29 protein-coding genes are annotated in these 26403 nt (G+C 71.4%); 8 read left to right on the top strand and 21 right to left on the bottom strand.

Annotated elements, in window-relative coordinates; all coding sequences use genetic code 11:
• Positions 1–36 precede the first annotated feature (36 nt).
• Positions 37–1971, top strand: a complete 1935-nt coding sequence (gene dxs / locus DEI95_RS07490) for a 1-deoxy-D-xylulose-5-phosphate synthase (RefSeq protein ID WP_110911242.1) — start codon at positions 37–39, stop codon at positions 1969–1971.
• Between the two features lie 164 nt (positions 1972–2135).
• On the opposite strand, the gene DEI95_RS07485 is transcribed toward dxs, so the two are convergent.
• The 4 genes from DEI95_RS07485 to DEI95_RS07470 all read right to left on the bottom strand — a co-directional run bounded on the left by DEI95_RS07485 (position 2136) and on the right by DEI95_RS07470 (position 7562).
• Complete coding sequence (locus DEI95_RS07485) at positions 2136–4274, bottom strand: 3-hydroxyacyl-CoA dehydrogenase NAD-binding domain-containing protein (RefSeq protein ID WP_111059842.1); 2139 nt, start codon at positions 4272–4274, stop codon at positions 2136–2138.
• 2 nt (positions 4275–4276) lie between these two features.
• On the bottom strand, positions 4277–5488 hold the full coding sequence (locus DEI95_RS07480; RefSeq protein ID WP_110889723.1) for a thiolase family protein: 1212 nt from the start codon (positions 5486–5488) through the stop codon (positions 4277–4279).
• Between the two features lie 126 nt (positions 5489–5614).
• Positions 5615–6973 carry an HRDC domain-containing protein gene (locus DEI95_RS07475; RefSeq protein ID WP_111059841.1) on the bottom strand — a complete coding sequence of 453 codons (1359 nt, stop codon included), beginning with the start codon at positions 6971–6973 and terminating at the stop codon, positions 5615–5617.
• Positions 6966–7562, bottom strand: coding sequence for a DUF3000 domain-containing protein (locus tag DEI95_RS07470; protein ID WP_110825460.1), 597 nt, complete (start codon positions 7560–7562; stop codon positions 6966–6968). Before DEI95_RS07470 ends, DEI95_RS07475 begins: the two co-directional genes overlap by 8 nt.
• A 98-nt stretch (positions 7563–7660) precedes the next feature.
• Between DEI95_RS07470 and DEI95_RS07465 the strand changes: the two genes are divergently transcribed.
• A complete protein-coding gene (locus tag DEI95_RS07465) occupies positions 7661–8905 on the top strand; it encodes a S9 family peptidase (RefSeq protein ID WP_181436231.1) in 1245 nt (414 codons plus the stop codon).
• Positions 8906–8999: 94 nt separating this feature from the next.
• Here the strand turns inward: DEI95_RS07465 and DEI95_RS07460 are convergent, their stop codons facing one another.
• From DEI95_RS07460 to DEI95_RS07440, 5 genes are read right to left on the bottom strand one after another with little or no spacing between them, the layout of a single operon-like run.
• Positions 9000–9794 carry a hypothetical protein gene (locus DEI95_RS07460; protein WP_111059839.1) on the bottom strand — a complete coding sequence of 265 codons (795 nt, stop codon included), beginning with the start codon at positions 9792–9794 and terminating at the stop codon, positions 9000–9002.
• A gap of 48 nt (positions 9795–9842) precedes the next feature.
• On the bottom strand, positions 9843–10238 hold the full coding sequence (locus DEI95_RS07455; RefSeq protein WP_111059838.1) for a DUF6188 family protein: 396 nt from the start codon (positions 10236–10238) through the stop codon (positions 9843–9845).
• Positions 10235–10609, bottom strand: a complete 375-nt coding sequence (locus tag DEI95_RS07450; protein ID WP_111059837.1) for a hypothetical protein — start codon at positions 10607–10609, stop codon at positions 10235–10237. The genes DEI95_RS07455 and DEI95_RS07450 overlap by 4 nt, the downstream gene beginning before the upstream one ends.
• On the bottom strand, positions 10606–11016 hold the full coding sequence (locus DEI95_RS07445) for a DUF6188 family protein (RefSeq protein ID WP_110825465.1): 411 nt from the start codon (positions 11014–11016) through the stop codon (positions 10606–10608). The genes DEI95_RS07450 and DEI95_RS07445 overlap by 4 nt, the downstream gene beginning before the upstream one ends.
• Positions 11013–11792 carry a hypothetical protein gene (locus DEI95_RS07440; RefSeq protein ID WP_146243614.1) on the bottom strand — a complete coding sequence of 260 codons (780 nt, stop codon included), beginning with the start codon at positions 11790–11792 and terminating at the stop codon, positions 11013–11015. The genes DEI95_RS07445 and DEI95_RS07440 overlap by 4 nt, the downstream gene beginning before the upstream one ends.
• 312 nt (positions 11793–12104) lie before the next feature.
• Between DEI95_RS07440 and DEI95_RS16440 the strand changes: the two genes are divergently transcribed.
• Positions 12105–12395 carry a hypothetical protein gene (locus tag DEI95_RS16440; RefSeq protein ID WP_146243613.1) on the top strand — a complete coding sequence of 97 codons (291 nt, stop codon included), beginning with the start codon at positions 12105–12107 and terminating at the stop codon, positions 12393–12395.
• Here the strand turns inward: DEI95_RS16440 and DEI95_RS16435 are convergent.
• From DEI95_RS16435 to DEI95_RS07410, 5 genes are all read right to left on the bottom strand, one after another.
• Entirely contained in the window at positions 12379–12708 is a 330-nt protein-coding gene (locus DEI95_RS16435; RefSeq protein ID WP_146243612.1) for a hypothetical protein, read from the bottom strand. The genes DEI95_RS16440 and DEI95_RS16435 overlap by 17 nt on opposite strands.
• Before the next feature lie 32 nt (positions 12709–12740).
• Positions 12741–13049, bottom strand: coding sequence for a hypothetical protein (locus DEI95_RS07425; protein ID WP_111059833.1), 309 nt, complete (start codon positions 13047–13049; stop codon positions 12741–12743).
• Positions 13046–13468, bottom strand: a complete 423-nt coding sequence (locus tag DEI95_RS17085) for an EndoU domain-containing protein (RefSeq protein ID WP_181436230.1) — start codon at positions 13466–13468, stop codon at positions 13046–13048. The genes DEI95_RS07425 and DEI95_RS17085 overlap by 4 nt, the downstream gene beginning before the upstream one ends.
• A 519-nt stretch (positions 13469–13987) precedes the next feature.
• The gene (locus DEI95_RS07415; protein ID WP_110825471.1) at positions 13988–14437 is read right to left on the bottom strand and encodes a SufE family protein; all 450 of its coding nucleotides are present in this window, start codon (positions 14435–14437) and stop codon (positions 13988–13990) included.
• A complete protein-coding gene (locus tag DEI95_RS07410; protein WP_110825472.1) occupies positions 14434–15345 on the bottom strand; it encodes a sulfurtransferase in 912 nt (303 codons plus the stop codon). The genes DEI95_RS07415 and DEI95_RS07410 overlap by 4 nt, the downstream gene beginning before the upstream one ends.
• A 135-nt stretch (positions 15346–15480) precedes the next feature.
• Here DEI95_RS07410 and zapE point away from each other — a divergent pair, with 135 nt between their 5' ends.
• Positions 15481–16551, top strand: a complete 1071-nt coding sequence (gene zapE, locus DEI95_RS07405; protein WP_258365956.1) for a cell division protein ZapE — start codon at positions 15481–15483, stop codon at positions 16549–16551.
• A 176-nt stretch (positions 16552–16727) separates the two neighbouring features.
• On the top strand, positions 16728–18002 hold the full coding sequence (locus DEI95_RS07400; protein WP_110889731.1) for an ammonium transporter: 1275 nt from the start codon (positions 16728–16730) through the stop codon (positions 18000–18002).
• Positions 18003–18071: 69 nt separating this feature from the next.
• On the opposite strand, the gene DEI95_RS07395 is transcribed toward DEI95_RS07400, so the two are convergent.
• Both DEI95_RS07395 and DEI95_RS07390 read right to left on the bottom strand, forming a co-directional pair.
• Positions 18072–18395, bottom strand: coding sequence for a hypothetical protein (locus DEI95_RS07395; RefSeq protein WP_146236301.1), 324 nt, complete (start codon positions 18393–18395; stop codon positions 18072–18074).
• A gap of 68 nt (positions 18396–18463) precedes the next feature.
• The gene (locus tag DEI95_RS07390) at positions 18464–19435 is read right to left on the bottom strand and encodes an aldo/keto reductase (RefSeq protein WP_111059831.1); all 972 of its coding nucleotides are present in this window, start codon (positions 19433–19435) and stop codon (positions 18464–18466) included.
• An 89-nt stretch (positions 19436–19524) separates the two neighbouring features.
• On the opposite strand from DEI95_RS07390, the gene DEI95_RS07385 reads away from it, so the two are divergent.
• Positions 19525–19914, top strand: coding sequence for a ChaB family protein (locus tag DEI95_RS07385; RefSeq protein ID WP_110889734.1), 390 nt, complete (start codon positions 19525–19527; stop codon positions 19912–19914).
• A gap of 63 nt (positions 19915–19977) precedes the next feature.
• On the top strand, positions 19978–20946 hold the full coding sequence (locus tag DEI95_RS07380) for a beta-ketoacyl-ACP synthase 3 (RefSeq protein WP_110889735.1): 969 nt from the start codon (positions 19978–19980) through the stop codon (positions 20944–20946).
• 79 nt (positions 20947–21025) lie between these two features.
• Here the strand turns inward: DEI95_RS07380 and DEI95_RS07375 are convergent, their stop codons facing one another.
• Genes DEI95_RS07375 through DEI95_RS07355 form a run of 5 tightly spaced genes read right to left on the bottom strand, consistent with a single transcriptional unit; the run spans position 21026 to position 25122 of the window.
• The gene (locus DEI95_RS07375) at positions 21026–21862 is read right to left on the bottom strand and encodes a hypothetical protein (RefSeq protein ID WP_181420337.1); all 837 of its coding nucleotides are present in this window, start codon (positions 21860–21862) and stop codon (positions 21026–21028) included.
• Between the two features lie 59 nt (positions 21863–21921).
• Entirely contained in the window at positions 21922–22314 is a 393-nt protein-coding gene (gene fliW, locus DEI95_RS07370; protein ID WP_110825478.1) for a flagellar assembly protein FliW, read from the bottom strand.
• A complete protein-coding gene (gene flgL / locus DEI95_RS07365; protein ID WP_110889736.1) occupies positions 22311–23195 on the bottom strand; it encodes a flagellar hook-associated protein FlgL in 885 nt (294 codons plus the stop codon). Before flgL ends, fliW begins: the two co-directional genes overlap by 4 nt.
• Positions 23196–23197: 2 nt before the next feature.
• Positions 23198–24634, bottom strand: coding sequence for a flagellar hook-associated protein FlgK (gene flgK, locus DEI95_RS07360; protein ID WP_181436229.1), 1437 nt, complete (start codon positions 24632–24634; stop codon positions 23198–23200).
• Between the two features lie 2 nt (positions 24635–24636).
• Positions 24637–25122: a flagellar protein FlgN gene (locus DEI95_RS07355; RefSeq protein ID WP_110825480.1), complete on the bottom strand. Its 486-nt coding sequence runs from the start codon at positions 25120–25122 to the stop codon at positions 24637–24639.
• A 371-nt stretch (positions 25123–25493) separates the two neighbouring features.
• Between DEI95_RS07355 and DEI95_RS07350 the strand changes: the two genes are divergently transcribed.
• Complete coding sequence (locus DEI95_RS07350; RefSeq protein WP_110825534.1) at positions 25494–26312, top strand: sigma-70 family RNA polymerase sigma factor; 819 nt, start codon at positions 25494–25496, stop codon at positions 26310–26312.
• The last annotated feature ends 91 nt before the right edge of the window (positions 26313–26403 follow it).

Genomic DNA, 26403 nt, shown 5'->3' with positions numbered 1-26403 from the left:
CATAGAGTGGGCCGACACCGCACGAAAGGATCGCCCGTGAGCCTGCTCGCCAGCATCACGTCGCCGCGCGACCTGAAGCGTCTCTCCGACGCGCAGATGACCGACCTCGCAGCGGAGATCCGCAGCTTCCTGGTCGCCGAGGTCGCGAAGACCGGCGGGCACCTCGGGCCGAACCTCGGCGTCGTCGAGCTGACGCTCGCGATGCACCGCGTGTTCGACTCGCCGCACGACCCGTTCGTGTTCGACACCGGGCACCAGTCCTACGTGCACAAGCTCGTCACCGGACGGCAGGACTTCTCGCACCTCCGCGAACGTGGCGGGATCGCCGGGTACCCGCAGCGGAGCGAGTCGGAGCACGACATCGTCGAGTCCTCACATGCGTCGTCGTCGCTGTCCTGGGCGGACGGGATCTCCCGCGCGTTCCAGCAGACGGGGCAGAGCGACCGCACGGTCGTCGCCGTCGTCGGCGACGGTGCCCTCACCGGCGGGATGACTTGGGAGGCGCTCAACAACATCTCCGACCAGAACGACCGTCGACTGGTCATCGTCGTCAACGACAACGGCCGGTCCTACGCGCCGACGATCGGCGGCATGGCTCGCTTCCTCAGCTCGGTGCGGACCCGTCGTGAGTACCGCACGCTGTACGAGAAGAGCCGTGCGGCGGCCGACCTCTTCGGGGCGCCCGGCCGAGCGGTGTACCGGGGCCTCCGGGGTGGCCTGCACGGGTTCCTGTCCCGGTTCACGAACAACGAGGCGCTGTACTCGAACCTCGACATCAAGTACGTCGGCCCCGTCGACGGGCACGACCAGCAGGCGATGGAGGCGGCGCTCCGGCAGGCGAAGGGCTACGGGTCCCCGGTCATCGTGCACGCCATCACGGAGAAGGGCCACGGCTTCGCGCCGGCGCTCCGCGACCAGGCGGACCAGTTCCACGCCGTCGGGCACATCGACCCCGAGACCGGGGAGTCGCTCGACGTGTCGTCGGGTCCGTCGTGGACCTCGGTCTTCGCGACCACCCTCGCCGAGGTCGGGCACGAGGACCCCCGCATCGTCGCGATCACGGCCGCGATGCTCCGGCCGACCGGCCTGCACCTCTTCGAGCAGGCGCACCCCGACCGTGTCTACGACGTCGGCATCGCCGAGCAGCACGCCGTGACGACCGCTGCAGGGCTCGCCTACGGCGGTCTGCACCCCGTCGTCGCCCTCTACGCGACGTTCCTCAACCGCGCGTTCGACCAGGTGCTCATGGACGTCGCCCTGCACCGGGCCGGCGTCACGTTCGTGCTCGACCGCGCGGGCATCACCGGCCCCGACGGTCCGTCGCACCACGGCATGTGGGACCTCGCGCTCCTGCAGGTCGTGCCCGGCATCCGGATCGCCGCCCCGCGCGACGCTGCGACCCTCCGCGAGGAGTTCCGGGAGGCCGTGGCCGTCGACGACGCCCCGACCGTGCTCCGGTGGTCGAAGGGCCAGGTCGGACCGGACATCCCCGCGGTCGAACGGCTGGTGGACGGGGTGGACGTGCTCCGGAGGCCCGCCGACGACCAGGAACCGGACGTCCTCGTCGTGGCCGTCGGGTCGATGGTGCCGACCGCGCTCGAGGCGGCGGCGCTCCTCGAGGCGCAGGGCATCGGCGTGACCGTCGTCGACCCGCGTTGGGTCGTCCCGATCCCGGTGTCGCTCATCGACCTGTCCCGCGACCACCGACTCGTCATCACCATCGAGGACGGCGTCCGGGTCGGCGGTGTGGGCACCCGGCTGCGGCAGGACCTCCGCGCTGCCGGGGTCGACACCGGTGTGAACGAGCTCGGACTCCCGGACGAGTTCATCGACCACGCCAGCCGGACCCAGATCCTCGCTGACGCCGGGCTGACGGCGCAGGCCATCGCCCGCGACGTCATCGACCAGGTCGTCGGCACGAAGGTGCCCCAGGCGAAGCCGGCCCGCTCGCGGGAGTCCGCCGAGCGCTGAACGCCCGGCGCTGCCCGGCGCTGCCCGGCGCTGCCCGGGCGGACCCCGCCGACCTGCGCCCGCAGCCGTGGCGCACTTCGGCACGGCACAACGGGAACCGCCTCGAACCACGGACGTCCGTGGTTCGAGGCGGTTCCTGTTGTGCGGGTCCGGCTGGCGCCGGGCTAGCGGCTGGCGGGGCCGACGATCCGCGGCTCGTGGAACGTGCCGCCGAAGACGCGCTCCGAGGCTCCGCTGCGGTCGAGGTACGGGCTGATGCCGCCGGCCTGGAACGGGTAGCCCGCGCCGAGGATGAGCCCGAGGTCGATCTCCTCGACGTGCTCGACCACGTGGTCCTCGAGCATGCGGTGCACCTCGTCGGCCAGGGCGTCCTCGAACCGGCGCTGCATCTCGGCAGCGTCGACCGGCTTCGCGTCCTTCTTCGACGGCGCGACGAGCTTCACGGCAGCGGGGTCGTACCCGGTCGCGTTGCCCTTCTTGTCGCGGGTCAGGATCGTGCCGTGCTCGGCGATCCGCTTCAGTCCGTCGCCCGGGTAGAAGCGCTCCGGCCACGCAGCGTGGTGCGAGTCGAGCACGTGCGCGCCCACGGGCAGGCCGACGAGCTCGAGCAGCTCGAACGGCGACATCGGCAGGCCCAGGGGAGCGGCCCCCTCGGCGACGGTCTCGAAGGAGGTGCCCTCCTCGACGCCGCGCATGGCCTCGCCGAGCACCCGGGCGAGCACCCGGTTGACGACGAAGCCCGGCTGGTCGGCGGTGACGATCGCCGTCTTCTTCAGGGCCTTCGCGACCGCGAGCGCGGTGGCGAGTGCCTCGTCGGAGGTCTTCGCCGCCCGCACCACCTCGAGCAGCGGCATCACCGCGACCGGGTTGAAGAAGTGGAAGCCGACCAGACGCTCGGGGTTCGTCAGGACCGAGGCCATCTCGTCGACGGACAGCGACGACGTGTTCGTCGCGAGGATCGCGTCCGGCGCGATGACCTGCTCGATCTTGCGGAACACCTCCTGCTTGACGCTCATCTCCTCGAAGACCGCCTCGATGACCCAGTCGGCGTCGGCGAACGCGTCGTAGGACACCGACCCGGAGACGAGCCCGGTGATGCGGTTCGCGTCGTCGGGGGAGATGCGGCCCTTCTCGAGGAGCTTCGCGACCTCACCGGCGATCCGCGCCACGCCCGCGTCGACCCGCTCCTGCGACACGTCGGTGATGACGACGGGCACACCGAGACGGCGGGCGAAGAGCAGGGCGAACTGCGACGCCATGAGCCCGGCGCCGAGGACGCCGACCTTCGTGGTCTTCTTCGCGTCGACGCCCTCGGGGGCACCCACGGGACGCTTGGCCCGCTTCTGCACGAGGTCGAACGCGTACATCGACGCGGCGAACTGGTCGCCGGCCAGGAGGTCGGCGAGGGCGTCGTCCTCGCCCGCGAACCGCTCGTCGAGCGATCCCGACTTCGCCGCTGCGACGAGGGCGAGCGCACGGAACGGGGACTTCGGGACCGTGCCGATCTTCGACGCGACCTGGCTGCGTGCGACCTTGACGACCGTGCCCCAGGCTGCCTTCTCGAGCATCCCGGGTTCGTTCTTCCGCGTGACCTTGGTCCGGCCCGCCACGACGCCGTCGGCCCAGGCGACCGCGGACGGCAGGAACGTCACCGACGGGATGAGCGCGTCGCCGATGCCGAGCTCGACCGCGGCCTTGCCGTCCATCAGGCGGTTGTTCTTCAGCGGGTTCTCCACGATGACCCGGAGGGCCTTCTCGGGACCGATGAGCCGGGGGAGCAGCGTCGCGCCGCCCCAGCCGGGGATGATGCCGAGGAAGACCTCGGGCAGCCCGATGCCCTGCGCGGCGGACGAGAACACGCGGTACGTGCAGTGCAGCGCGACCTCGAGCCCGCCGCCGAGCGCGATGCCGTTGACGAACGCGAACGACGGGACCCCGAGCTCGCTGAACTTGCGGAGGGTGGCGTGCCCGAGGACGCCGAGCTCGTGCGCGACCTCGCGCGAGGGCAGTGCGGCAGCCTGCGAGAGGTCGGCGCCCGCGGCGAAGCAGTACTCCTTGCCGGTGACGGCGACGGCCTGGATGTCGCCCGCCGCCGCCGAAGCGCGGAGCCCGTCGAGCACGTCGGACAGCTCACGCATCGTGCGCGGCCCGAGGGTCGAGGGTCGCTTGTAGTCCTTGCCGTTGTCGAGCGTGATGAGCGCGAGGGTGCCGCCGGAGGGCAGCGCGACGTGCTTGACGTACGAGTGGGTGACGACCTCGTCCTCGCTCAGTGCCGTCAACTGGTCGGTCGGTGCGATGGTCATGGTCAGGCCGCCTTCCGTGCCGCGCTCTTGCTGAAGTTCGGGTTCTCCCAGATGACCGTGCCGCCCTGGCCGAGCCCGATGCACATCGTCGTGATGCCGTACTTGACGTCCGGGCGCTCGGCGAACTGCGCTGCGAGCTGGGTCATCAGGCGGACGCCACTCGACGCGAGGGGGTGCCCGACGGCGATGGCGCCGCCCCAGGCGTTCACGTTCGGGGAGTCCTGCGCGATGCCGTAGTTGTCGAGGAACGCGAGCACCTGCACGGCGAACGCCTCGTTGATCTCGAACAGACCGATGTCGTCGATCGACAGCCCGGCCTTCCGCAGCGCCTTGTCGGTCGCGGGCACCGGACCGACGCCCATGACCTCGGGCTCGACGCCGGCGAAGGCGAAGGACACCATGCGCATCTTGGTCGGCAGGCCGTGCTGCTTCGCGCCGTCCTCGGAAGCGAGCAGGCTCATCGTCGCGCCGTCGTTCAGGCCCGCGGCGTTGCCTGCGGTGACCCGTCCGTGCGGCCGGAACGGCGTCTTCAACGCAGCCAGGGCCTCCAGGGTGGTGCCCGGACGGGGCGGCTCGTCCTTCGAGACGATGTCCCAGCCCTGGCCGGTGTTCACCTCGACGGGGACGACGTCGGGCTGCAGCTTGCCGGCGCCCCAGGCGGCGGCGTAGCGCTGCTGGGACTGCACGGCGAAGGCGTCGGTGCGGTCCTTCGTGATCGCGGGGAAGCGGTCGTGCAGGCGCTCGGCGGTGTTGCCCATCACGAGCGCGTCCGGGGCGACCATGCGCTCCGCGACGAAGCGGGGGTTGGGGTCGGCGTTGAAGCCCATCGGGTGGCGGCCCATGTGCTCGACGCCGCCCGCGATGGCGACGTCGGCGGCGCCGAACGCGATCGCGCCGGCCAGGGTCGTGACGCTCGTCATCGCGCCGGCGCACATCCGGTCGATGGCGTAGCCGGGGACGGACTTCGGCAGACCGGCCAGCATGCCGACGGTGCGCCCGAGGGTCAGACCCTGGTCGCCCTGCTGGGTCGTCGCGGCGACCGCGACATCGTCCACGGCGGCACCGTCCAGCGAGCTGTTCCGGTCGAGCAGGCCGCGCATCGCGTGCACCGCCAGGTCGTCGGCACGGGTGCGCCAGAAGACGCCCTTCTCACCGGCGCGGCCGAACGGTGTGCGGACACCGTCCACGAACACGACGTCTGATGTCTTCGGCAATGCGAGCCTCCAGATCCACAACGATCGGGCCGGGGGTCCTGTCGCCCCGACCTGGCCGGGCCTCGCCCGGCGACGCTCCGACGCTAGTACCCCCGGCTGAGCGGCGGCACGTCGGTTGGGCGGTTCCTACGAGCCGGTCGTCCCGGTGGCGGCGTCGGGCTGTCCGTCTGCGACAAGAGCGGCGTCACCCTGCTGAGCGGCGTCGAGCGCCGCGTCGTCCGGCTCGCCGTCCGGCCGGGAGGCCGTGGTCGCGGTGACCACTGCCGCCGGGTCCGCGACGGACCGGTCCGCTGCCACCTCGAACGCGTGTGCGATGACCGACGCGGTCTCCTCGACCTGCCACGGCCGGGCGTCGTGCGACGCGAGCGTGGCACCGACGGTCTCCGTCGCGACGGTCGCCGGCGGGTTCCACGACACGAGACGGAGCGTCTCCGGGGTGAGCAGGTTCTCGACGGGCAGGTCGAGCTCGGCGGCCCGGGCCGTGACGGCGGCCCGCGCGGCGCGGTACCGACGGTCCGCGTCCGGGTTGCGGTCGGCCCAGGCGCGGGGCGGCGGGAGGCTCGGCTCACCCCCGCCACGCAGGCGCGGCAGGTTCTCGGTGGTCCGGCCTTCCTCGACCGCGGCCCACCAACGGTCGAGCTCCGACCGGCTGGCGCGGCCCGTGAAGGTCTTCAGTGCGCCGAGTTCCGCCCGCGAGGACGGAGCGGCGGCGGCAGCGGCGACGATGGCGGAGTCCGGGATGGTCCGGCCCGGCGCGATGTCGGTCTCCTGCGCGTAGGCGTCGCGTGCCTGCCACAGCGACCGTGCGATCGCGAGGGCACGGGCACCGCGGAGCACGTTCATCCCGGAGAGACGCCGCCACGGCTCGGCACGCGGGGGCTTCGGGGCACGGGCGAGGACGGCGGCGAACTCCTCCTCCGCGATCCGGGTCTTGCCGGCCGCCTCCAGCACCTCGGCGAGGGAGTCGCGCAGGTCCGGGAGCAGTTCGACGTCGAGGGCGGCGTAGACGAGCCAAGCCTGCGGGAGCGGACGGGTCGACCAGTCCGCGGCGGAGTGGGCCTTCGCGAGCGTGATGCCGAGGAGCTGCTCGACGACCGCGCCGAGTCCGACACGCGGGAAGCCGGCGATCCGGGCACCGAGCTCGGTGTCGAAGATGCGGGTCGGGACGAGGCCGACCTCGCGGAGGCACGGCAGGTCCTGCGACGCGGCGTGGAACACCCACTCCTCGTCGACGATCGCGGCCTGCAGGTCGCTGAAGTCACCGATCGCGATGGGGTCGAACAGGAACGAGCCGGAGCCGCGGCGGAACACCTGGATCAGGTAGGCCCGCTGCGAGTAGCGGTAGCCGCTGGCACGCTCGGCGTCGACGGCGACCGGACCGGTGCCGGCGGCGATGCGCGCCACGGCGTCGAGGTACTCCTCGCGGCGCTCGATCACGTGGACGGTGGCGTGCGCGTCTTCGTAGGCGGGGTCGGCATCAGTCACGGGCGAGCCTCCGAGGGGCCAGGAGCGAGACGCCGTCCGAGGCCGGGGGGAGTCCGGCGAGCATCGCCACGATCTCCTCCCAGGCCTGCACGTGCGGCGTCAGGTCGTCGTCGAGGGGCGTCCACGACGCCCGGAGTTCCAGTTGAGCACCGTCGCCCTGGGTCGCGAGCTCGCCGTACCCGCGGGAGATGATCTTCGTCGCCGTGCCGGAGGCGTTGGCGTACCGGGCGCCGTGCGCGTCGAGGGCGTCGACGAGCCAGCTCCACGTCACGTCGGCCACGAACTCGTCGACGCCGATCTCCGGCTCGAGCGGGGCCTGCGCGAAGGTGACGATGCGGTACGCACCGCCCCACCCCTCCGGCTCGTCCGGGTCGTGCAGGGCGATGAAGCGTCCGGTGCCGAGGTCGGAGTCGACGCCGTGCACGACCCCGGACACGTCCGCCGCGAGGGCGATCGAGTACGGCGCGATGCGGCTCGGCGAGGGGATCTCGGTGACCGTGGTCTCGGTGCGGGTCCTGCCCGTCGACACGAACGCACGGAGACGCGCGAACGCCTCCGGTTCGGCGTCGGGGACTCGGGGTTCAGGCACGGATGCAGACTAGGCTCCGGATCGAGCACCGGTGCGGGCGGCACGCCGTCCGTCGCGCAGTCGTGCTGCCCGCAGTCGTCCTCTGCCTGGAGGCCCGCATGCTCCGCCGCCCCGCAGCCGTCCGTCCCACACGTCGGTCGCGGCCGGGCCTCGCTGGACGCACGGCGCGCTCGGCCGGCGTCGTCGCGCTCGGCACCGGTGTGGCCGCCGCCGCCGTCGGCGTGGCGGTCATCGCCGGCTCCGTCGTGGCCGTCGCCCGCGCCGTCGTCACCCCGGACCGCAAGCGCACCGAGCGGGTCCCGATCACCGCGGTCGACCCGGAGGCCCGGACCGTCACCCTGCGCCGCAGTCCCGACACGGAGCTGCAGGGCCGGTACAGCCTGTGGTTCGGCGCCGCCACCGGGCACATGCGGGTCGGCGAGGTCCTGGCCGTGACCGACACCACCGTCACCCGGCGGATCATCGCCGTGGACGCCGGCGACCCGACCGCAGCACGCCGCGGACGCTGGGGCGGCTGGTTCTACCTGACTCCGGGGGAGCTCGGCGTCCCCGTCGAGGACGTCGACGTGCTCACCCCGAACGGTCCCGCGCCCGCCTGGGTGGTCCGCGCCGAGGACCCGGCCGCGCCCTGGGCGGTCCTCGTCCACGGTCGCGGCGTCACCCGTGCCGAGACGATCCGCGCCGTCCCGGTCTTCCGCGCGGCCGGGTACTCGGTGCTGCTGGTGTCGTGGCGCAACGACGGCGTCGCGCCCCCGAGTGCGGACGGGCGCTACGGTCTCGGCTCGACCGAGTGGGAGGACGTCGACGCCGCGCTCGACTGGGTCGCGCAGCAGGGCGCCACGAGCGTCGTCCTCATGGGCTGGTCGATGGGCGGCGCCGTGGTCCTGCAGACCCTGGTCCGCTCCGGGCTCGCAGGACTGGTCACCGGCGTCGTCCTGGACTCGGCGGTCGTCGACTGGAACGCCGTCCTCAAGTCGCAGAGCCGCGCGCTCCGGCTGCCCCGGCCGGTCCGCAAGGTGGCGCAGTGGGTCCTCCGCACCCCGGTCGTGCACCGGATCGCCGGGCTTGAGCGGCCGATCGACCTGCGGGAACTCGACATGGTCGCCCGCGCCGACGAACTCCACGTCCCGATCCTGCTGCTGCACAGCGACGACGACGGGTTCGTGCCCTCGTCGGCGGCACACGCCCTCGCCGCTGCACGACCGGACCTGGTGCGGCTCGAGGTCACGCACGTCGCCCGGCACACGAAGCTCTGGAACCACGACGCGGACTGGTTCGACGCGCGGATCCTGACGTGGCTCACCGACGTGGTCGAGCCGCGGCCGGCGGCCGACGTGCGGTGACCAGGGTCGGACGGGAGGCGCGGGACCAGCGGTGACGCGCCTCCTGTCCGACAGGTGGTGACCACCCCACCCGGGGTGGCCGCCCGCGCCCGCTTCAGCGCGCGGGGAAGAGGTCGACGGAGCGCGGTGTGGAGCGGTAGCGGAGATGCTCGAAGTCCGGGTGCCAGTCGACGAGGCCGACCACGGCGCGGACGGCGATGTCGATGAAGTACGGCGAGACGACCACGCGGCGGGGGACCGTCGTCGCCTCGATCTCGGTCGCGGGTCGGGAGCGGGACCCGTCGAAGTCCGTGACGTGCACGCCGTCGACGTCGGTGCCCCAGGTGTACGCGGGCAACAGACGGTCGGTGTCCGGGGCGACGGTGCCGACGACCTCCCACATGCCCGGCTGGAACCGTGCCGGCAGGGTGAGCCCGGCCACCACCGGCTGCGTGGCGAGCACGACGAGCGGGTCGGCGGGGCGCGGGAGGTCCTCGGGGCGCTGGAAGACCGCGACGTACACGGCATCGTGCAGCGTCGCGAGGACGTGCCCGAGCAGCACCCTGCCGCCACCGTCCGGGATGAGGAAGACGTCACCGGTCTCGGCCGTGAAGGGCTCGCGGCTGAGCGGGACCAGCTCGTCGGCGGAGGCATCGGCGCGTCCGGACGCGCGGTCTGCTGCTGCTTCCGTGGCCGGCGGACGTGACGCCGTCACTCCGGAGCGTCGGAGTCGTTCGACCTGTTCGTCGAGGTCACGGCCGGGTGTGCCGCGGCCGACGATGTCGATGGTGAAGACCTTCTCGGGGTCAGCCCTGGTCTCGGCCAGGAGCTGCGCGAAGAGCTGCTGCTCGCTGTCAGCCTGGTGGAACTCGGAGCCCGATGGCTGGTCCCTCTTGCGCTTGCCGAACACGTCGTCCGTTCCCCTCGTCCGATGGCGCCCTCATCGTGGCACGGCTGGTCAGTCGGAGGTCGCTGGTGGTCCGAAGACCGCCAGGCCACCACCGGGCAGGGCGACGATCATCCGGCGCTCCGGTCCGCCGCCGTCGTACTGCCACGACTCGTACGAGTCGTCGGGCCAGGCCTCGAGGACCGTTCCGGATGCGAAGTGGAGCCGGAGGTCGGGGCCGTCGAGTGTCGCGTTCGTGACCGTGTCACCGTGCAGGGCCAGGACGGGTGCGAGCGACGTCGGGTCCGTCGGGTCCACGATCCGGCGTTCCCCGTCCGGACCGGTGATCGCGAACTCGGCCTCGAACTGCATCGTCGTGCCGTTCGAGAACCCCAGGCTCGTCTCGAAGGTGAATCTGAGGACGTCCACCCGGGCGTCGGTGAACTCGAGTCGGTGGTCTTCGGTCACGATGTCTCCTTCCTCGGCCGGTCGGGCGATCTGGTGATCGCCGATCGGTCGTACGCCGTGGCGGAGAGGAAGACCCGGTCAGCAGCACGGAGGAGGACGGTGACGATCTCCGACCCGGACTCGACCTGGCACACGAGGACGAGTGCGTCCCCGAGCGGCCCGAGTGGTTCGACCAGTGGCAGCAGGTTGGGTTCGTCCTGTGCGTAGCTGCGCCGGACGACCTCGGTGAAGGAGCGTGCCGGCACGTCGTAGGTGAGGACCTCGGCATCGTCGGCGACAGCGGACAACACCTCGTGCACCCGGCCCGGGACGAGCGGGTCGGACGCCGGTAGGCGTCGGCGCAGGTCGTCGACCGACAGGTCGTCCGTCATGACGCCGTTCCTCCCGGCAGCGTTCGAGCGACGACCTCGCCGCCGGTCAGGACGTCGATGTCCAGGCGCGCTCGTCCTGGTTCGGACCAGTGCCACGAGGGCCGGTCGCGGTGTGACCACCCCTCCAGCAACGCACCCGATGCGAAGCGGACGGCGATGCGGGCGCCGGTGACGGTACCGCGTTCCACCACCGTCGTGTGCAGGGCGAGGAGCGGCAGGAGCGAGGGTGGGTCGCCGGGCTCCATGAAGGTGTGCGTGCCGTCCGTCTCGGTGAGCGAGAAGGCGGTCTCGAACCGGAGGGTCGCCCCGCTCGAGAAGCGGACGGTGACGGCGGTGTCGATCGTGACGGCGTCGACCGTGTCGCCAGCGAGGTGCAACTGGATGGGAACCGACGTGGTGTTCGTCACGGTGTCCTCTCGCCGTCGCCGGCGTCTCGCCCTGCGGGGAAGACGAGCTGATCGAGACGCGGCAGTTCGGTCGGCATCGCGTCGGTGCACCACGGGAGCTCGACCATCTGCATCCTGCCGTCGTGCACCCAGATGAGCAACTCGCCCCCGGCTGCCTCGGCGTCGGTCTGGTACCTGGCGGCTTGCGGCAGTGGTCCGTCGGGGAGGTCGACGCGGGGCGCGTCGTCGCGTTCGAGCGCGAGCGACCACGCGCGCGGCCCGGACGGCGTGACGTCGACCACTGCGTCGAGCTGGGTGAGGAGCGCCGGCGCCTCGTCGATCCGAGCGTTCTGGAGGCACGCCCGGACGAGTGCGCGGATCTGCTGACCGTCCCGTGCCTCCTGTGCGCGGCGCTGCTCGTCCGCGATCTCCTCGTCGCGGCTCCCGATGCCGGACGCGGGAACGCCGGGTCCGAGGAACAGGTCGAACTCCCAGGAGGTCCCGATCACCGAACGATCCAGGGTGACGGTGACCGTCGTGCTGTCGAAGAAGTCGATGCGGACCATGGCCTGCGACGCGTCATCGTCGGTGCTGTCGATCGGAGAGCCGAAGAACTCGCCATCGATCATCTGGTGGTTGTACCGGACGAAGCGCCGCATGTCGTCGTCGGTGATCCACAGTCCGGCGCCGCTGCTGTCGCGAACCTTCTGCTCCCACTCGAGGACGTTGATGTCCGAGTCCGGCAGCACCACCATGTTCAGGTCGGTGACGAGCCAGCGCAGCGGAGGGATGGTCATCCCGTTGACGATGTTGCGGAACGTCAGAACGCCGATCGGTTGCGAGCCGATCAGACAGTGGTAGGTGACGAACTCCGTCTCCGACCGCCGGGTGGCCGGGTGGCCTGATCTCCTGCGGAACGACATGATCTTCACTCACTCACTCGCACGGATCGCTCCTTACTGCCTCGTAGAGCGGTTCGCGAGTCTGCGGGAGCTTGTCAGACAACTCAACCACTTCGTCGAGGAGCGCGGGCGAGCGTTCATCTCGTGGGCGTGCGCGTCGGCCTCGGTCTTGTAGATCTCGCCCCATGCGATGCTCGGAGGCATGGCATGGACAGGCAGATCGACGTCAGGGAGACAGATCTGCACGAAGTGCGGGAAGGCGGGGAAGGTCCAGGGGTCTTCGTCTTCGAAGCGACTCCAGAGCAACAGCTCTCCGATGCCGAGTGGGTGGCCGAGTTCCTGTCCGTTCAGCGGCGGATCGCAGCTGACCATCAGTGCATGGTGACCGTTCGGGAGCTCGATCGGTCGTTCCACTTCGCACCGGAAGACAGACGAGAACCACTTGCTGTCCATGGACGAGAGAAAAAAGACTTCTTGCATGTCACAACTCCGGGTTGATGCCGCTGACGCGATCGAGCTGGATCGCGCATGCTCCGTCCACCACATCAATGACGATGACGGCTTCGTCGAGCTGACCCACATCTGCTTCCTCGAAGCCGATGAACTCGCCCTGGATGAACTGCACCGTGGCTGCGACGAGACGAGTGAACGTGGCGTGGTCGAGCACCGGATCCGGAAGACCCGGCGTGCCGGACACTTGTTCGAGTTCACGAAACTCCAATCCGGAACCAGGGAGGACGTTGACGTCTGAGATCGACTCATTGCCGACGTGAGTCAACGCAGCAGCAGATTCCCCTACCTTCGCGGCCACGCTGGTCGCGCGAATCTGAACGGAACCCTCGATCAGGTGCTCGGCCCTTCGGGTGGCACATCGCCGCGGAGGAGAACAGAGCCATGCGTCTCGAAATGTTCGGGAAGCTCAGCCAGTTCCTCTGGCCACGCTTGCAAGAGACGTTCGATGTCCTCGACGATCCACATGGGAACAGTGAGGTTGCGCTCCGCGATGATCCCTGCTGCGATGCTCAGACCGAGAGGGGCTTCGTCGCATTCAACGAGATCGCGCGCATCTTCCAGCGCTTGAATTCCGAGCCGATCCTCGAGTTCGCTGATGATGCGGAGTGCCTGATCTCGGTAATTGCCAAGGTCGTTCATCGTGAGTTCTTCGATGTGTTGGTAAGGAATCCGGAAATGATCTCATCGTTTCTGATGACTACTCGAATCGCGACGCCGACTCGCATGCCATTCGCGATGAAGGTCGTCCCGGCCTCACCCTGCGGCACCCACTCGAGATCTGGGTCAGTCGCGACGTCAGAGATGTCGTGGATGATCCTGCCATCGCTCCAAGACGCAGGGAACTCCGACTTGCCCGGGAACCCGGTGCCGTGCCGATGCCGGCCGCTGCCAGGGCTGCCGAGATCGAGGCGTCTAACAGTGTGGCGGGTCCGGTGCCACCGCCCGCGGCCTCGAACTGCGCTGCGACGGTGACCGCCCAGACGGCGTCCTGCCCGTTCGCGGTCATCCAGTCGTTCACGGCGGTCACGAGCGACTGCGCGCTGAGCGTGCCCCAGCACGGGTTGCAGCCGGACTCGTAGTCGGTCAGCGCGTTGCGGAAGGTCGAGACTGCACCAGCGAGTGACTCGTCGCACGACCGGATACCGGACTGGAACGACCGGAGGTCCGCGGGCACCGCTGACGACGTGCCGCCGCCTCCGCCACCCCCACCGGCCGGGATGGTCCGTCCGCGCACCGTCACGGTATCGGCCTGGCGGTGCGGCTCGGGCTCCGGTTCTGGTGGCTTCGGGTCGTCGTCGGCGCCGAACCACGTCCCGACCTCGTGGGTGGCAGCGACGAAGAGGTTGTCCTCGCGCTCCTTCTTACGCGCCGCCCACGCCTTCGCCTTCGCCTTCGCCCGGCGATCGTCCTCCTGCTTCGCGGCCTCGCGCAGCTGCTCGACGAAGCCGGACAGGCTCTGCAGAGCGTGCCATTCGGACCGGTCGTTCCACCGGGACGTCCTGCGTGCGGATGGCGGGGGACCACGGACGGGAGGCGCGGCACCAGCTGGCACCGCGCCTCCCGTCTTCCAGAAGCCGCTAGGCGGCGGCCGCCCGCACCTGCCGCTGCACCCGACCGAGCATGCCGACCATGCCGCGGATCCGCAGCGGGCTGACCGCCTCGTTCAGCCCGAGCGTCAGCGGGTAGTCCGCCGGCACGGCGAGCACCTGCTCGACGGTCAGGCCGGAGAGCCCCTGCGCCAGGATCGACGCGAAGCCGCGCGTGGTCGGTGCTTCACGCGGAGCCGTGGCGTGCATGCGGACGACGTCCGGGCCGTCGCCGTCCTCGCCCACAGTGACGGTGATGAAGACCGGCGACTGGCACTCCTCGACTCGTTCGAGTTCGTCCTCGTGGCCCTGCAGGCGCGGCGGGAGCGCCGGCAGTTCGTCGGAGAACTCGAGCAGGAGCTGCAGGCGGTCGTTCTGCGTCAGCGCGAGGAAGTCGTCGCGGATCTCGGCGAGGGGCTGGGGGAGCGCTGCGTCCGTCATCGAGCAGGCAGCGTACCCGGCTCGGAGCCCACCACGATCGGGACGCGGACGGCGCTGCCCCACTCGGTCCAGGAGCCGTCGTAGTTCTTCACGTCTTCGATGCCGAGCAGGTGCTGCAGGACGAACCACGTGTGGCTCGACCGCTCGCCGATCCGGCAGTACGCGATGACCTCGTCCGCGTCGCCGATGCCGGCGCCCTCGCGGTACACGGCGTCGAGCTCCTCGCGCGACTTGAACGTGCCGTCGGCAGCGGCGGCGGACTTCCAGGGGATGTTGACGGCGGTCGGGATGTGCCCGGCGCGCAGCGCACCCTCCTCCGGGTAGTCCGGCGCGGTCGTGCGGTCGCCCGAGTACTCCGGGGCGCTGCGGACGTCCACGAGCGGCTTGCCCAGGTGTGCGAGGACGTCCTCCTTGAACGCGCGGACGGTGGCGTCGTCGCGCTCGACCGCGGGGTACTCCACCGCGTCGACCGACGTCCGGTCGGTGGTCATCGCCCGACCCTCGGCGATCCACTTCGCCCGGCCGCCGTCGAGCAGGCGGACGTCCTCGTGCCCGAAGAGCGTGAACACCCAGAGTGCGTACGCGGCCCACCAGTTGTCCTTGTCGCCGTGGATGACGACGGTGGTGTCGCGGCCGATGCCCTTGCCGCCGACGAGCCGGGCGAAGGCCTCGCCGTCGATGTAGTCGCGCTGCACCGGGTCGTTGAGGTCGGTGTGCCAGTCGATCTTCACCGAGCCCGGGATGTGCCCGGTCTCGTAGAGCAGGACGTCCTCGTCGGACTCGACCACGACGAGTTCGGGCGACCCCACGCCGGCGTCGAGTTGCTCCTGCAGCCACTCGGTGGACACCAGGCGCTCGGGGTGCGCGTAGGAGCGGAACTTCTCGGACGGGTCGACCGGTGCGGTCATCGGGGGTACCTCCTGGGGATCGATGGCGCGCGGACTAGGATCGGTCCTTGCGCGTCACCCCCAACGGTACGCGGAAGCACCGTGTCGCAGCCGTGACGTGACACCAGACGACAGGCCGACGGAAGGTCCCGCACCGTGCCAGAACCGCGCCCCGCGCCGGAACACCTCGTCGACCGCGACCCGCAGGTCACCCCGCAGCAGATGGCCGCCGCGCTCGTGCCGCCGCCGCAGTTCGCCGAGGCGTCGTTCGCCTCGTACCGGCCCGACCCGGAGTACGCCTCGCAGGCCGAGGTGCGGGACGCGGTCGAGACCTTCGTCACGACGGTCCCCGAGCCGGCCAGGCGCGGGCTGTTCGGTCGGAAGCGCAAGGAGCCCGAGGTGCCCGCGAAGTCCGGTGTGTACCTGGACGGCGGGTTCGGCGTCGGCAAGACCCACCTGCTCGCCGCGGCCTACCACGCGGCCAGCGGACGGAAGACGTTCGGCACGTTCATCGAGTACACCGCGCTCGTCGGGGCGCTCGGTTTCCAGGGCACGGTCGACCTGCTCCGCGGGACCGCGCTCGTCTGCATCGACGAGTTCGAGCTCGACGACCCGGGCGACACGATGGTGATGACCCGCCTCATCAAGGAGCTCACCGAGACCGGCACGCGCTTCGCCGCGACGTCGAACACCCCGCCCGGGGCGCTCGGTGAGGGGCGCTTCGCCGCGCAGGACTTCCTCCGCGAGATCCAGGCGATGTCCGACCGGTTCGACACCATGCGCATCGACGGCCTGGACTTCCGTCGTCGTGCCGTCGACGAGTCGGCGTCGGTCGTCGACGACGTCCCCGCCGCGCTGGCGGCCCTGACCTCGTCGACGCCGTCCGGGACGGGAGGCCCGGCCCGCGTCACGCAGGACGACTTCCGGTCCGTCGTGGCCCACCTGGCGTCCGTGCACCCGTCCAGGTACGTCGCGCTCGTCGACGGGCTCGACGCCGTCGGGCTGACCGACGTGCAGGCGTTCACGGACCAGACCGACGCGCTCCGGTGGGTGGCGCTCGTCGACCGCCTCTACGACGCGCAGGTCCGGATCGTCGCCTCGGGCATCCCGCTCGACACGGTGTACCCCGACGTGATGCTCGAAGGCGGGTACCGCAAGAAGTACCTGCGTGCCGCGAGCCGCGTCGTCGCGCTGACCCGCGCGGAGGAGTCGCCCCGGGCCTCCTGAACGTCCCGGAACACCCCTGCCGGGTGCCGCTCGGGGCTGCGAAACACAGCGTTCACAGAACGCGCCGTGACGTTACCTCCGCGAAACAGAGCGCGCCTCCCGGTGAAACACGTCGTCGCCAGACTCGGTCGCACCCGAGGCGGACGGAGAGCCGCACAGCGACGAGAGGTGCACACATGCTTGATCAGGGCAACACGACGTTCGTGTTGGTCATGGCGGCGCTGGTGTTGTTCATGACACCCGGCCTGGCCTTCTTCTACGGCGGTCTGGTGAAGGCCAAGTCCGTCATCAGCATGATGATGATGTCCTTCGGGGCCATCGCGCTGGTGAGCGTCCTCTGGGTGCTCTACGGCTACGCGATCGCCTTCGCCAACCACGGGGACAACACGGCCGTGACGGGAATCGTCGGCTTCTTCAGCATCGACTGGAACCTGCTCGGCCTCGGCCAGGCGTTCGAGGAGGCGCAGTCGTCGGACATCCAGGCGGCCTACCCGTCGATGGCCTTCGTCGGCTTCCAGGCCACGTTCGCGATCATCACGGTCGCCCTCATCTCCGGTGCGATCGCCGACCGCGCGAAGTTCGGCGCGTGGATGGTCTTCGCCGGCATCTGGGTCACGGTCGTCTACTTCCCGGTCGCCTCGTGGGTGTTCAACCTGACGTCGGGATGGGCCGCCACGTGGGGCGTCATCGACTTCGCCGGTGGTACCGCGGTGCACATCAACGCCGGTGCCGCGGGCCTGGCCCTGGCGCTCGTGCTCGGCAAGCGCGTCGGCTTCGCCAAGGGTGCGCACAAGCCGCACAACCCGCCCTTCGTCCTGCTCGGTGCCGCGATCCTCTGGTTCGGCTGGTTCGGCTTCAACGCCGGGTCCGAGGGCGCTGCTGACGGCATCGCCGCGATCGCCTGGGTGAACACGCTCGCCGCCCCCGCCGCCGCGATCCTCGGGTGGCTGCTCATCGAGAAGCTCAAGGACGGCAAGGCCACCTCAGTCGGTGCCGCCTCGGGCGCCGTCACCGGCCTCGTCGCGATCACGCCGGCCTGCGCCAACCTGACGCCCGGCTGGGGCATCGTGCTCGGCTTCCTCGCCGGCATCGTCTGCTGCTTCGCGATCGACTGGAAGTACCGCCTGGGCTTCGACGACTCGCTCGACGTGGTCGGCGTGCACCTGGTCGGCGGTGTCTTCGGCACGCTGTTCCTCGGCTTCTTCGCCAACGACACCGGCCTGATCTACTCGGGCTCGTTCGAGCAGCTCGGCAAGCAGGCCGCCGCTGCCCTCGCCGTCGGGCTCTACTCCTTCGTCCTGGCCTTCGTGATCGGCTTCCTCATCGAGAAGACGATGGGCTTCCGCGTGAAGACCGAGGACGAGGTCGCCGGCATCGACACCGCGGTCCACGGCGAGGAGGGCTACGTCCTCTACGACCAGGAGGACAACAGCCCGGTCGGCGTGCGCTGACCGCTCCTGCCGCACACGACGACGGCCCCCGCTCACTCGGAGCGGGGGCCGTCGTCGTGCGGCCGGCGGTCAGTGCGTGTCGGCACCGTCCTCGCGCGAGCCGTCGGGGACCGCTTGGTCGTCGGTCTGGGTCCCGGTGGACGTGTCCCCGAGGTCGTCGCCGCCACCGACGAGGGCGTCACCTCCGCGGGCGTCGTTCCCGAGCGCGGCGAGCGCGGACTGTTCCTGGTCCCCACGGTCCTCCAGGTCGAGTCCGGAACGGTCGTCCTCGGCACGTGGTTGCTCCTCGCCCGACCCGGAGTCGCCGGTGGTGGCGGCTTCGTGCTGCAGCGCTTCGCCGAGCTCGGTGTTGCCGCCGTCCCCGCCGTGGTCGTTGGGCATGGAAGTGGTCATCGCGGTCGTCCTCTCGTCGGTGGTCCGGCTCCAGCGGGAGTCGTCGGTGCCCGGACCGGTGTGCGGTGCTACCAGGCGTAGTCCTCGGGTGCGGTCTGGTGGCCGGGGAACAGCTCGTCGAGGCGGTCGAGTGCGGCCTGGTCGAGGCGGATGTCGACCGCGCGGACGGCGGACTCCCACTGCTCCATGGTGCGCGGGCCGGTGATCGGGGCGGTGACGCCCGGCTGGTGCAGCAGCCACGCGAGGGCGAGTTCCCCCGGGGTGTGCCCGAGCTCCTGCGCGAACGACTCGTACGCGGTGAGCTGGTCGCGGTGGGCGTCGACGTACTCGGCGCTCCGCCCGGACAACCGGCGCGACCCGTTCTCGGTCTTCTCGATCACGCCGCCGAGCAGTCCGCCCTGCAGCGGCGACCACGGGATCACCCCGAGCCCGTAGTGCTGCGCGGCCGGCAGGACCTCGCGCTCGACGTCACGGACGACCAGGTTGTAGATCGACTGCTCGCTGACCAGACCGAGGAAGTTCCGGTGCCGCGCGGCCTCCTGCGCCTGCGTGATGTGCCACCCGGCGAAGTTCGACGACCCGACGTAGAGGACCTTGCCCTGGCCCACCGCGATCTCCATCGCCTGCCAGATCTCGTCCCACGGTGTCGCCCGGTCGACGTGGTGCATCTGGTAGAGGTCGATGTGGTCGGTCTGCAGCCGCTGGAGCGACGCGTCGATCGACCGGCGGATGTTCAGCGCGCTCAGCTTGCCGCCGTTCGGCCAGTCGGTCATCTCGCCGTACACCTTCGTGGCGAGCACCGTCTTGTCGCGTCGTCCGCCGCCCTTGGCGAACCACCGGCCGATGATCTCCTCGGTGGCGCCCTTGCCCACCGAGGCGCCGTACGCGTTGGCCGTGTCGAAGAAGTTGACGCCGAGCTCGTGCGCCCGGTCCATGATCGCGTGCGAGTCGTCCTCGCTGGTCTCCGGTCCGAAGTTCATCGTGCCGAGCACTGCCCGTGACACCGACAGCCCTGTCCGTCCGAGGTGTGTGTAGTCCATGCACCAGGTCTACGCCCCCGGCTCGACGCGCTGTCAGGGCCCGGGAGTACCCGTGGAGGCCTCGACGACCACGCGACGGAGGAACGACCATGCCCGACGACGACATCCCGAGCACGCTGCAGCGGTCCCCGGAGCACGCGCAGGACGTCTACCGCGCCACCCTGCGGTCCGCCGAGGCCGAGTACGGCGAGGGACAGCGCGCCGGCCGGACCGCGTGGGCCGCCGTGAAGCACGAGTACGAGAAGGTCGGCGACCACTGGGAGGAGAAGGACTCCGCCGGCCCGTCGGACTCGGGCGCCGCCGGCACACGCGGTTCCGGCACGACGCAGGAGGGCGTCGACGCGAACGCCTCGAAGGCGCACCTGCTCGACGTCGCGAAGCGCCTCGAGGTGAGCGGCCGTTCGAGGATGACGAAGGACGAGCTCGTCGACGCGATCAAGAAGGCGAACCGCCGAGCGACGGCGAAGGCGCGCGACTGATCTGCGCCCACCCCATGCCGTGCCCGGCATGCGACGTTGGACGACAGGCGTAGCGTTCTGCGGGTGAACATCCCAGCACTCCGAGGCAGCCGGATCACCGGGTTCGGCCACCACCAGCCCGACCGGATCCTCACCAACGACGAACTGTCGACGATGGTCGACACGAACGACGAGTGGATCACGACACGCACCGGGATCAGGACCCGGCGCATCGCCGGCCCGGACGACAGCGTGACGTCCATGGCGACCGAGGCGGCGCGCAACGCCCTGGCGGACGCGGGCGTCGCGCCGACCGACGTCGACCTGGTCGTGGTCGCGTCGACCACCCACCGGGACCGCTCGCCCTACACGGCCGGACGGGTGGCGGCAGCGCTCGGCATGTCGAACGGCCCGGCCCCCATCGACATCAACACCGCGTGCAGCGGCTTCGAGTACGCCATGGCGATCGCCGACCAGGCCATCCGCTCCGGGTCCGCCGACACCGCGCTCGTCATCGGCTCCGAGACGCTCTCGCGCATCGCCGACTGGACCGACCGCTCGACATGCGTGCTCGTGGGCGACGGCGCCGGCGCAGCGGTCCTGCAGGTCTCCGACGAGCCGCAGATCGGACCGGTGTCGTGGGGGAGCGTGCCGCACCTGCAGGACGCCGTCCGCGTCACGCACGACCCGGAGGTGTTCCAGCAGGAGGGCCGCTCCATCTACCGGTGGGCGATCACCGAGGCCGAGGGACACGCGCGCGCGGTCGTCGACCGGGCCGGCCTGACCCTCGACGACATCGGGGTCTTCGCCTTCCACCAGGCGAACCTGCGCATCATCGAGCCACTCGTCACGGCGCTCGGCGGCGAGGGCAAGTACGTCGTGCGCGACGTCGTCGAGTCCGGCAACACCTCCGCAGCGAGCGTGCCGCTCGGTCTGTCGAAGGCGTGGCACCGCGGGGAACTGCCGGAGGGTGTCCCGGCGCTGCTCTTCGGGTTCGGGGGCGGGTTCGCGCACGCCGGACAGGTGGTCACCACGCCGGTCCGTCGCCGCTGACCGCGAGCGCCGGCCCGCCCGGGCGACGGACGGGAGGCTCCCCACCGGGTGGTGCCGGGCCTCCCGTCCGTCGGGCGTGTCAGCGGTCGAGCTTGCGCTGCTGCCGCTTGCTGAGGGGCTTCGCGGAGTCCGAGCCGACCGGCTCGGCGTCGACCACGACCGCGAAGTGCGCGGGCGGCGGACCGAACGCGCTGCGGGAGGACTGGACGACCTTGCGCCCGAGCGCGTGGTTGCCGAGGCCGCCGACGACGGCACCGATCCCGAACGGGATGGCGCGGCCGAGGACGGACGTGCCCTGGCGGGTCAGGAACCGCTTGACGAAGGTGTTGCGCAGCTTCCCGCCGATGCCGCTCACGGCCTGCTTCGGCAGCGACGACGTGACGAGCTCGCCCCAGAACGCGGTGCGACCCTTGCCGCCGCGGGCCTGGCCCGCGAGCTGCTGGACGAGCTGCGTCCCGGGCGCGCCGAGCATCATCGCCATCACGAGGGCGCGGGCGCGCTCCGGGTCCTCGACGGTGATGCCGTGCACCTCGGTGACGGACTGGGCGAAGAGCGCGCTGGCCTCGAGGAACCCGACCGTCTCGGCTCCGCTCAGGCCGAGGCTCGCGACCATCCCGACGCCGGGGATGACGGCGCTCGCGCCGACGGCGGCGCCGCCGGAGGTCACGGCGGTCAGGTACTGGCGCTCGAGGATCTCGATGACCTCGGCCGGGGAGGCGTCGGGGTGACGACGACGGACACGGGCGACGTGGGCGACGACGACGGGCCGCTGCACCGAGATCGCCCGGTCCAGCCATGCGGTCCAGCCCGAGGTGTCGTCGGACTGGACGCGCTGACCGTCGGCGGACGGGGCGGTCTGGACGGGTGCGGGGGGCATCGGCACGATCGCGTCGTGGCCCTTGGGGGTGCGGGACATGACGTCGACGCTACGCGGGGGGTGCTCGGAGCGGCCGAGCGCGGTCGCTCTCCGGAGGGTCAGCTGTGGGCGAGCTCGGCCCGGATCGGCAGGTCCTGGTCCTCGAGGATGAACTGCGCGCCGACGGCGGTGCGGGCGTTGACGACGACCGGGGCGAGCAGGTTCACGGTGGTGCCGGCCGCGTCCGGGTTCGCGACGACGAGGAGCATGGCCTCCTCCGCGCGCTCGAGCCCGATGCGGTCGGCCTGCTCGTCAGCGAGCACCGGCGCGTAGTCGGGCAGGTGCACGGCGGCGTCGAGCAGGTACAGCCGCGGGTCGGTCACGCCGGAGTCCGTCGTGCCGGTGCCCACCAGGGCGAACAGGCCGTCGGCGCCGTCGACGGGGTCGAGGGTGAACGACCGCAGCGGCTCGAGGCCGAACGGTGCGACGGTGAAGGTCAGGTCGATGCTCATCGGAGGTAGTCCATCAGGGTCGGCTGCAGGACCTTCGCGGTCACGGCGAGGGCTGCCTGGTAGTTGGTGCTCTGGACCTGCAGGTCGAGGACGGCCTGGGCGAGCGCCTTGTCCTCCACGCCGGAGCGGCGACCCTCGAGTGTGGTCGAGAGCGTCTTCAGCGCGTCCTGTGCGGACAGCGCCGCGGAGTGCCGCACACCGACGTCGGCCTGCGCACCGCGGACGGCGGCCTGCGCCGCGTCGATCTCGTTCAGTCGGGGGTTCACGTTCGTCCCTGCCTGCAGGTCGGCGACGATGTCGTCGAGGAGTGCGAAGACCGACGCGTCGCCGGTCCCGAACACGGCGCTGCCGTCGGTGTCGACGCGGACCTCGTCGCCGGTGCCGACCGTACGGGTGACGCTGGCGGACGGGGAGCCGGCCCACGTCGTGTCCGGCGCGTACGCGGCCGCGGCGGGGGAGGACCCGGCGAAGACCGATCGCGTGCCGTACTTCGTGTTCGCCGAGCTGAGCAGGTCGGCCTTGAGGCCCTGGAGCTCGCTGATGAACGCCTGCCGGTCGGTGGTGCCCATCGTCCCGTCGCTCGCGGCCTGCACGGTGAGGTCCCGGACCTTGCCGAGCACCTTCGACACCCCGGCGAGGGCGCTGTCGGTCGTGGCGAGCCACCCGACGGCGTCGTCCGCGTTCCGGGCGTGCTGGGCGGCCTGCGCCTGCTCCTTCCGCACCTGCATGGCGGTCGCGGTGCCGGTCGGGTCGTCGGACGGCTTCCGGATCGCCTTGAGGCTCGTGGCCTGGTCGGTCAGGTCGGCGACCTTCGCGGCACCGGCCTGCAGACGCGACTGCGCGGCGGCCATGGTCATCTGGGTGGTCACACGGGTGATCACGGTCAGCTCCTCCCGACGAGGCCGAGGCGGTTGATGATGGTGTCGAGCATCTCGTCGACGGCGGTCAGGACGCGTGCCGCGCCCTGGTAGGCGTGCTGGTACGCGAGCAGGGACACGTTCTCCTCGTCCATGTCGACGCCGGCGCTCGACTGCTGCTGGGTGCGCGCGTTGGTGAGGGCGAGCCCGGTGAGCGTCGCCTCCGACGTCGCCGTCCGGGAGGCACTGCCCACGCCCGTCACGAAGGTCGCCCAGGTCGCGTCGGGACCTCCGGCACGGTCGCCGACCGCCGCGATGGCCGTCAGCACCGAGGCGTCGAACTGCCCGGTGGCGCTCCGGGTGGCGAGTCCACTCGCGTCCGTCGGGACGACGGACAGCCCCTGGGCCGCGGGGACACCGGCGGCGAGGGCGAAGAACGGGCTGCCGGTGGCCCCGGACGGCGTGGTGCCGGTGGCGTGCAGGGCGTTCACCGACGTCGCGAGGTCCGTGGCGACGGCGTCGTACGCGGCGGCGGCCTCGGCGAGGGCACCACCCGTCCGTGCGCCGTTCGCGGGCGCGAGCAGGGACAGCCCACCCGCGATCGACCCGCCGTCGAGGGCGACCGGACCCGCGGAGCCGCCGACCCAGGACAGAGCCGGTGCGCCGGAACCGCTGCGGGTGTCGGCCAACGAGCCGGCACCGGCGAGGGCGACGGCGCGGGCGGAGGTGCCCTGCACCAGCGCGTTCCCGCCGATGACGACGTCGACCGTGCCGTCGCCGTTGTCGCGGACGGTGGCTCCGGTCAGCGTCGCGATCGACTCGGTGAGCTGGTCGCGTCGGTCGAGGAGTTCGTTCGCGTTCCCGCCCGACGCCACCGTCGACCGGATCTGCCCGTTGAGGTCGGCGATCTGCGCGGCGGCGTCGTTGAGCCGGGTGACCTGCGTGGCGACGGTGGACCGGGTCGCGGTCCACTGCGCGTCGACGCTCTTCGACCCGGCGGAGAGGGCCGTGGCGACGGTCTTCGCGGCGCCGAGCAGCGCGCTCGCGGCACCCGGGTCGTCGATGTGGGTCGCGAGGTCGCTCCAGGCGGACCAGAGCCCGTCGAGCTTCGCGGAGAGCCCGTCGGCGCCCGGCTCGTGCAGCCCGGTCTCGAGCTGGTCGAGGGCGGTCGCGCGGGTGTCGGCGGAGGCGGCGGCGCCGGCGGAGAGCCGGACGCGGGTGTCGAGGGTGGCGGTCGCCAGACGGGCGATGGCGTCGACCGACACGCCCTGGCCGGCGAGGGCCGCGGTGCCGCGGAGGAAGCCGGTCTGTGCCGGTGCGCCGACCTCGGTCTGCACGAGGCGCTGCCGGGTGTAGCCGGTCGTCCCGGCGTTGGCGATGTTCTGGCCGGTGACGTCGAGGCCGGCACGGGCCGCGGCGAGCCCGGAGTAGGCGGTCTGGAGCGATCCGAAGGTGCTCACCATGGTCAGAGGTTCCCGTCGAACAGGCGGGCGCCGTCCGGGTTGGCGCCCGAGGAGCCGGTCGCGTCGTACGTGTCCGCGTCGGCGACCGTGCCCGCGAGCGTCTCCTGCGTCGCCTGGGCGGCGATGCGGAGGAAGCGGTCGTTCTCGTCGCGCAGGGCGCCGATGCGCGTGGTCAGTTCGAGCATGGCGGCGAGGTGGGAGGCGAGGATCTCGCTCCAGGGTCCGGACGGCGCGGCGGCGACGACCTCGCGCAACGGTGCGTCCGAGGACACGCCCCACTCCTCGGCGACGGCGGCGCTCTGGGCGCTGCGTTCGAGACCGGTGCTGCGCAGGCGGTCGAGGACCTGCTCGACCTCGCGGCTGGCGTGCGACACCCAGCGGGAGCGCCCGGCGGCGAGGATGAGCTGTTCCTCCTCGAGCTTGAACGTGAGCAGCTCGAGCAGTTCGCGTTCACGCCACAGGACGGCGGACAGGTCGTTCACGCTCATCAGCCCCCTCCGGGATCGGATCGACCGCCGGGTGCGGTCTCCAGGGGTTATCGACGCCGTCGGTCCCGGCGTAAGCAGCGCGCGCCCGGTCCGCCGATCGGGGGACACGGGCGGACCGTGTCCGCAGAAGGGCGGACCGGCGTGTGCGGCGCCCACCCCCGCACTGGGTACGGACAGGCACTCGTTCAGCCCCTGCACAGCCGATAGGTTCGGAAGCAGCACCGGGGGACAACCCCCAGGTCGCGCCCAGGGCGCGGGTGCACCGCGAGGACGGATCCGCGCGGTTCTTCGACGTACTCCGGCGGTCCCGACGCCGGTGGTCGTCATGCCCACGGACGGGTCAGCCGAACCAGGACGACCAGGGGAACACCATGGACCGGAACGCACGCAACGCGATGATCGTCGAGCACCTGCCGCTCGTCGGCTACATCGTCGCCGAGACCTGCGCACGCGCCACCCACCTCAGCCGCGACGACCTCGCACAGGTCGGCTCCGTCGCCCTCGTGCAGGCAGCCGACGCGTTCGACCCGACCCTCGGCGTCCCCTTCGGCGCCTACGCCCGGACCCGCATCACCGGCGCGATCGCCGACGACCTCCGCGCCGGCGACTGGGCCAGCCGTGGCACCCGTAAGCGCATCCGCGAGACGCTCGCGACGCAGGAGGCCCTCTCCGCCGGTCTCGGTCGGAGCGTCACGCCGCAGGAGATCGCCGACGCGATGGGCGTCGACCGGCAGACCGCGGTCGACGCGCTCACCGACGCGGCGCGGACGATCACCCCGATCGACGAGACGGTGCACGACACGGTCGCCGCCGACCTCCCGCTGCCGGGTGAGGACCTGCTCGAGGCCGAGAAGCGCCGGTACCTGCGCGCCGCCGTCCTGGCGCTGCCCGACCGCATGCGCCTCATCGTCGAGGCCGTCTACTTCGGCGACCGCACCGTCACGGACGTCGCCACCGAGCTCGGCATCACGCACTCCGCCGTCTCCCAGCAGCGGTCCGAGGCGATGCGGCTGCTCCGCGACGGACTCGCCGCGCACTACGGCGACGACGGAGTCACGCCCGAGCCCGCCTCGCGCACCACGGCCGCCCGCCGGAGCGCGTACCTCGCCCGCGTCGCCACGAACGCCGCCGCCGGGGTCGCCCGCGCGGTGCACGACGCCGCCCCGCTCGGCCGGGTCGCGGCCAGTTGACCGTCCGGCGGTCCGCCGGGCGGGAAATCGTCCGACGGATCGCCTAACGCCTCCGGCCGATCGGTCGAGAGGAGCACATGTCAGCCCACGG

Origin of the sequence: Curtobacterium sp. MCBD17_008, from assembly GCF_003234475.1 — a bacterium.
Classification (GTDB): Bacteria; Actinomycetota; Actinomycetes; order Actinomycetales; family Microbacteriaceae; genus Curtobacterium.
The sequence above is the reverse complement of the archived record's forward strand: the minus strand, read 5'-3'. Positions and strand labels throughout refer to the sequence as shown.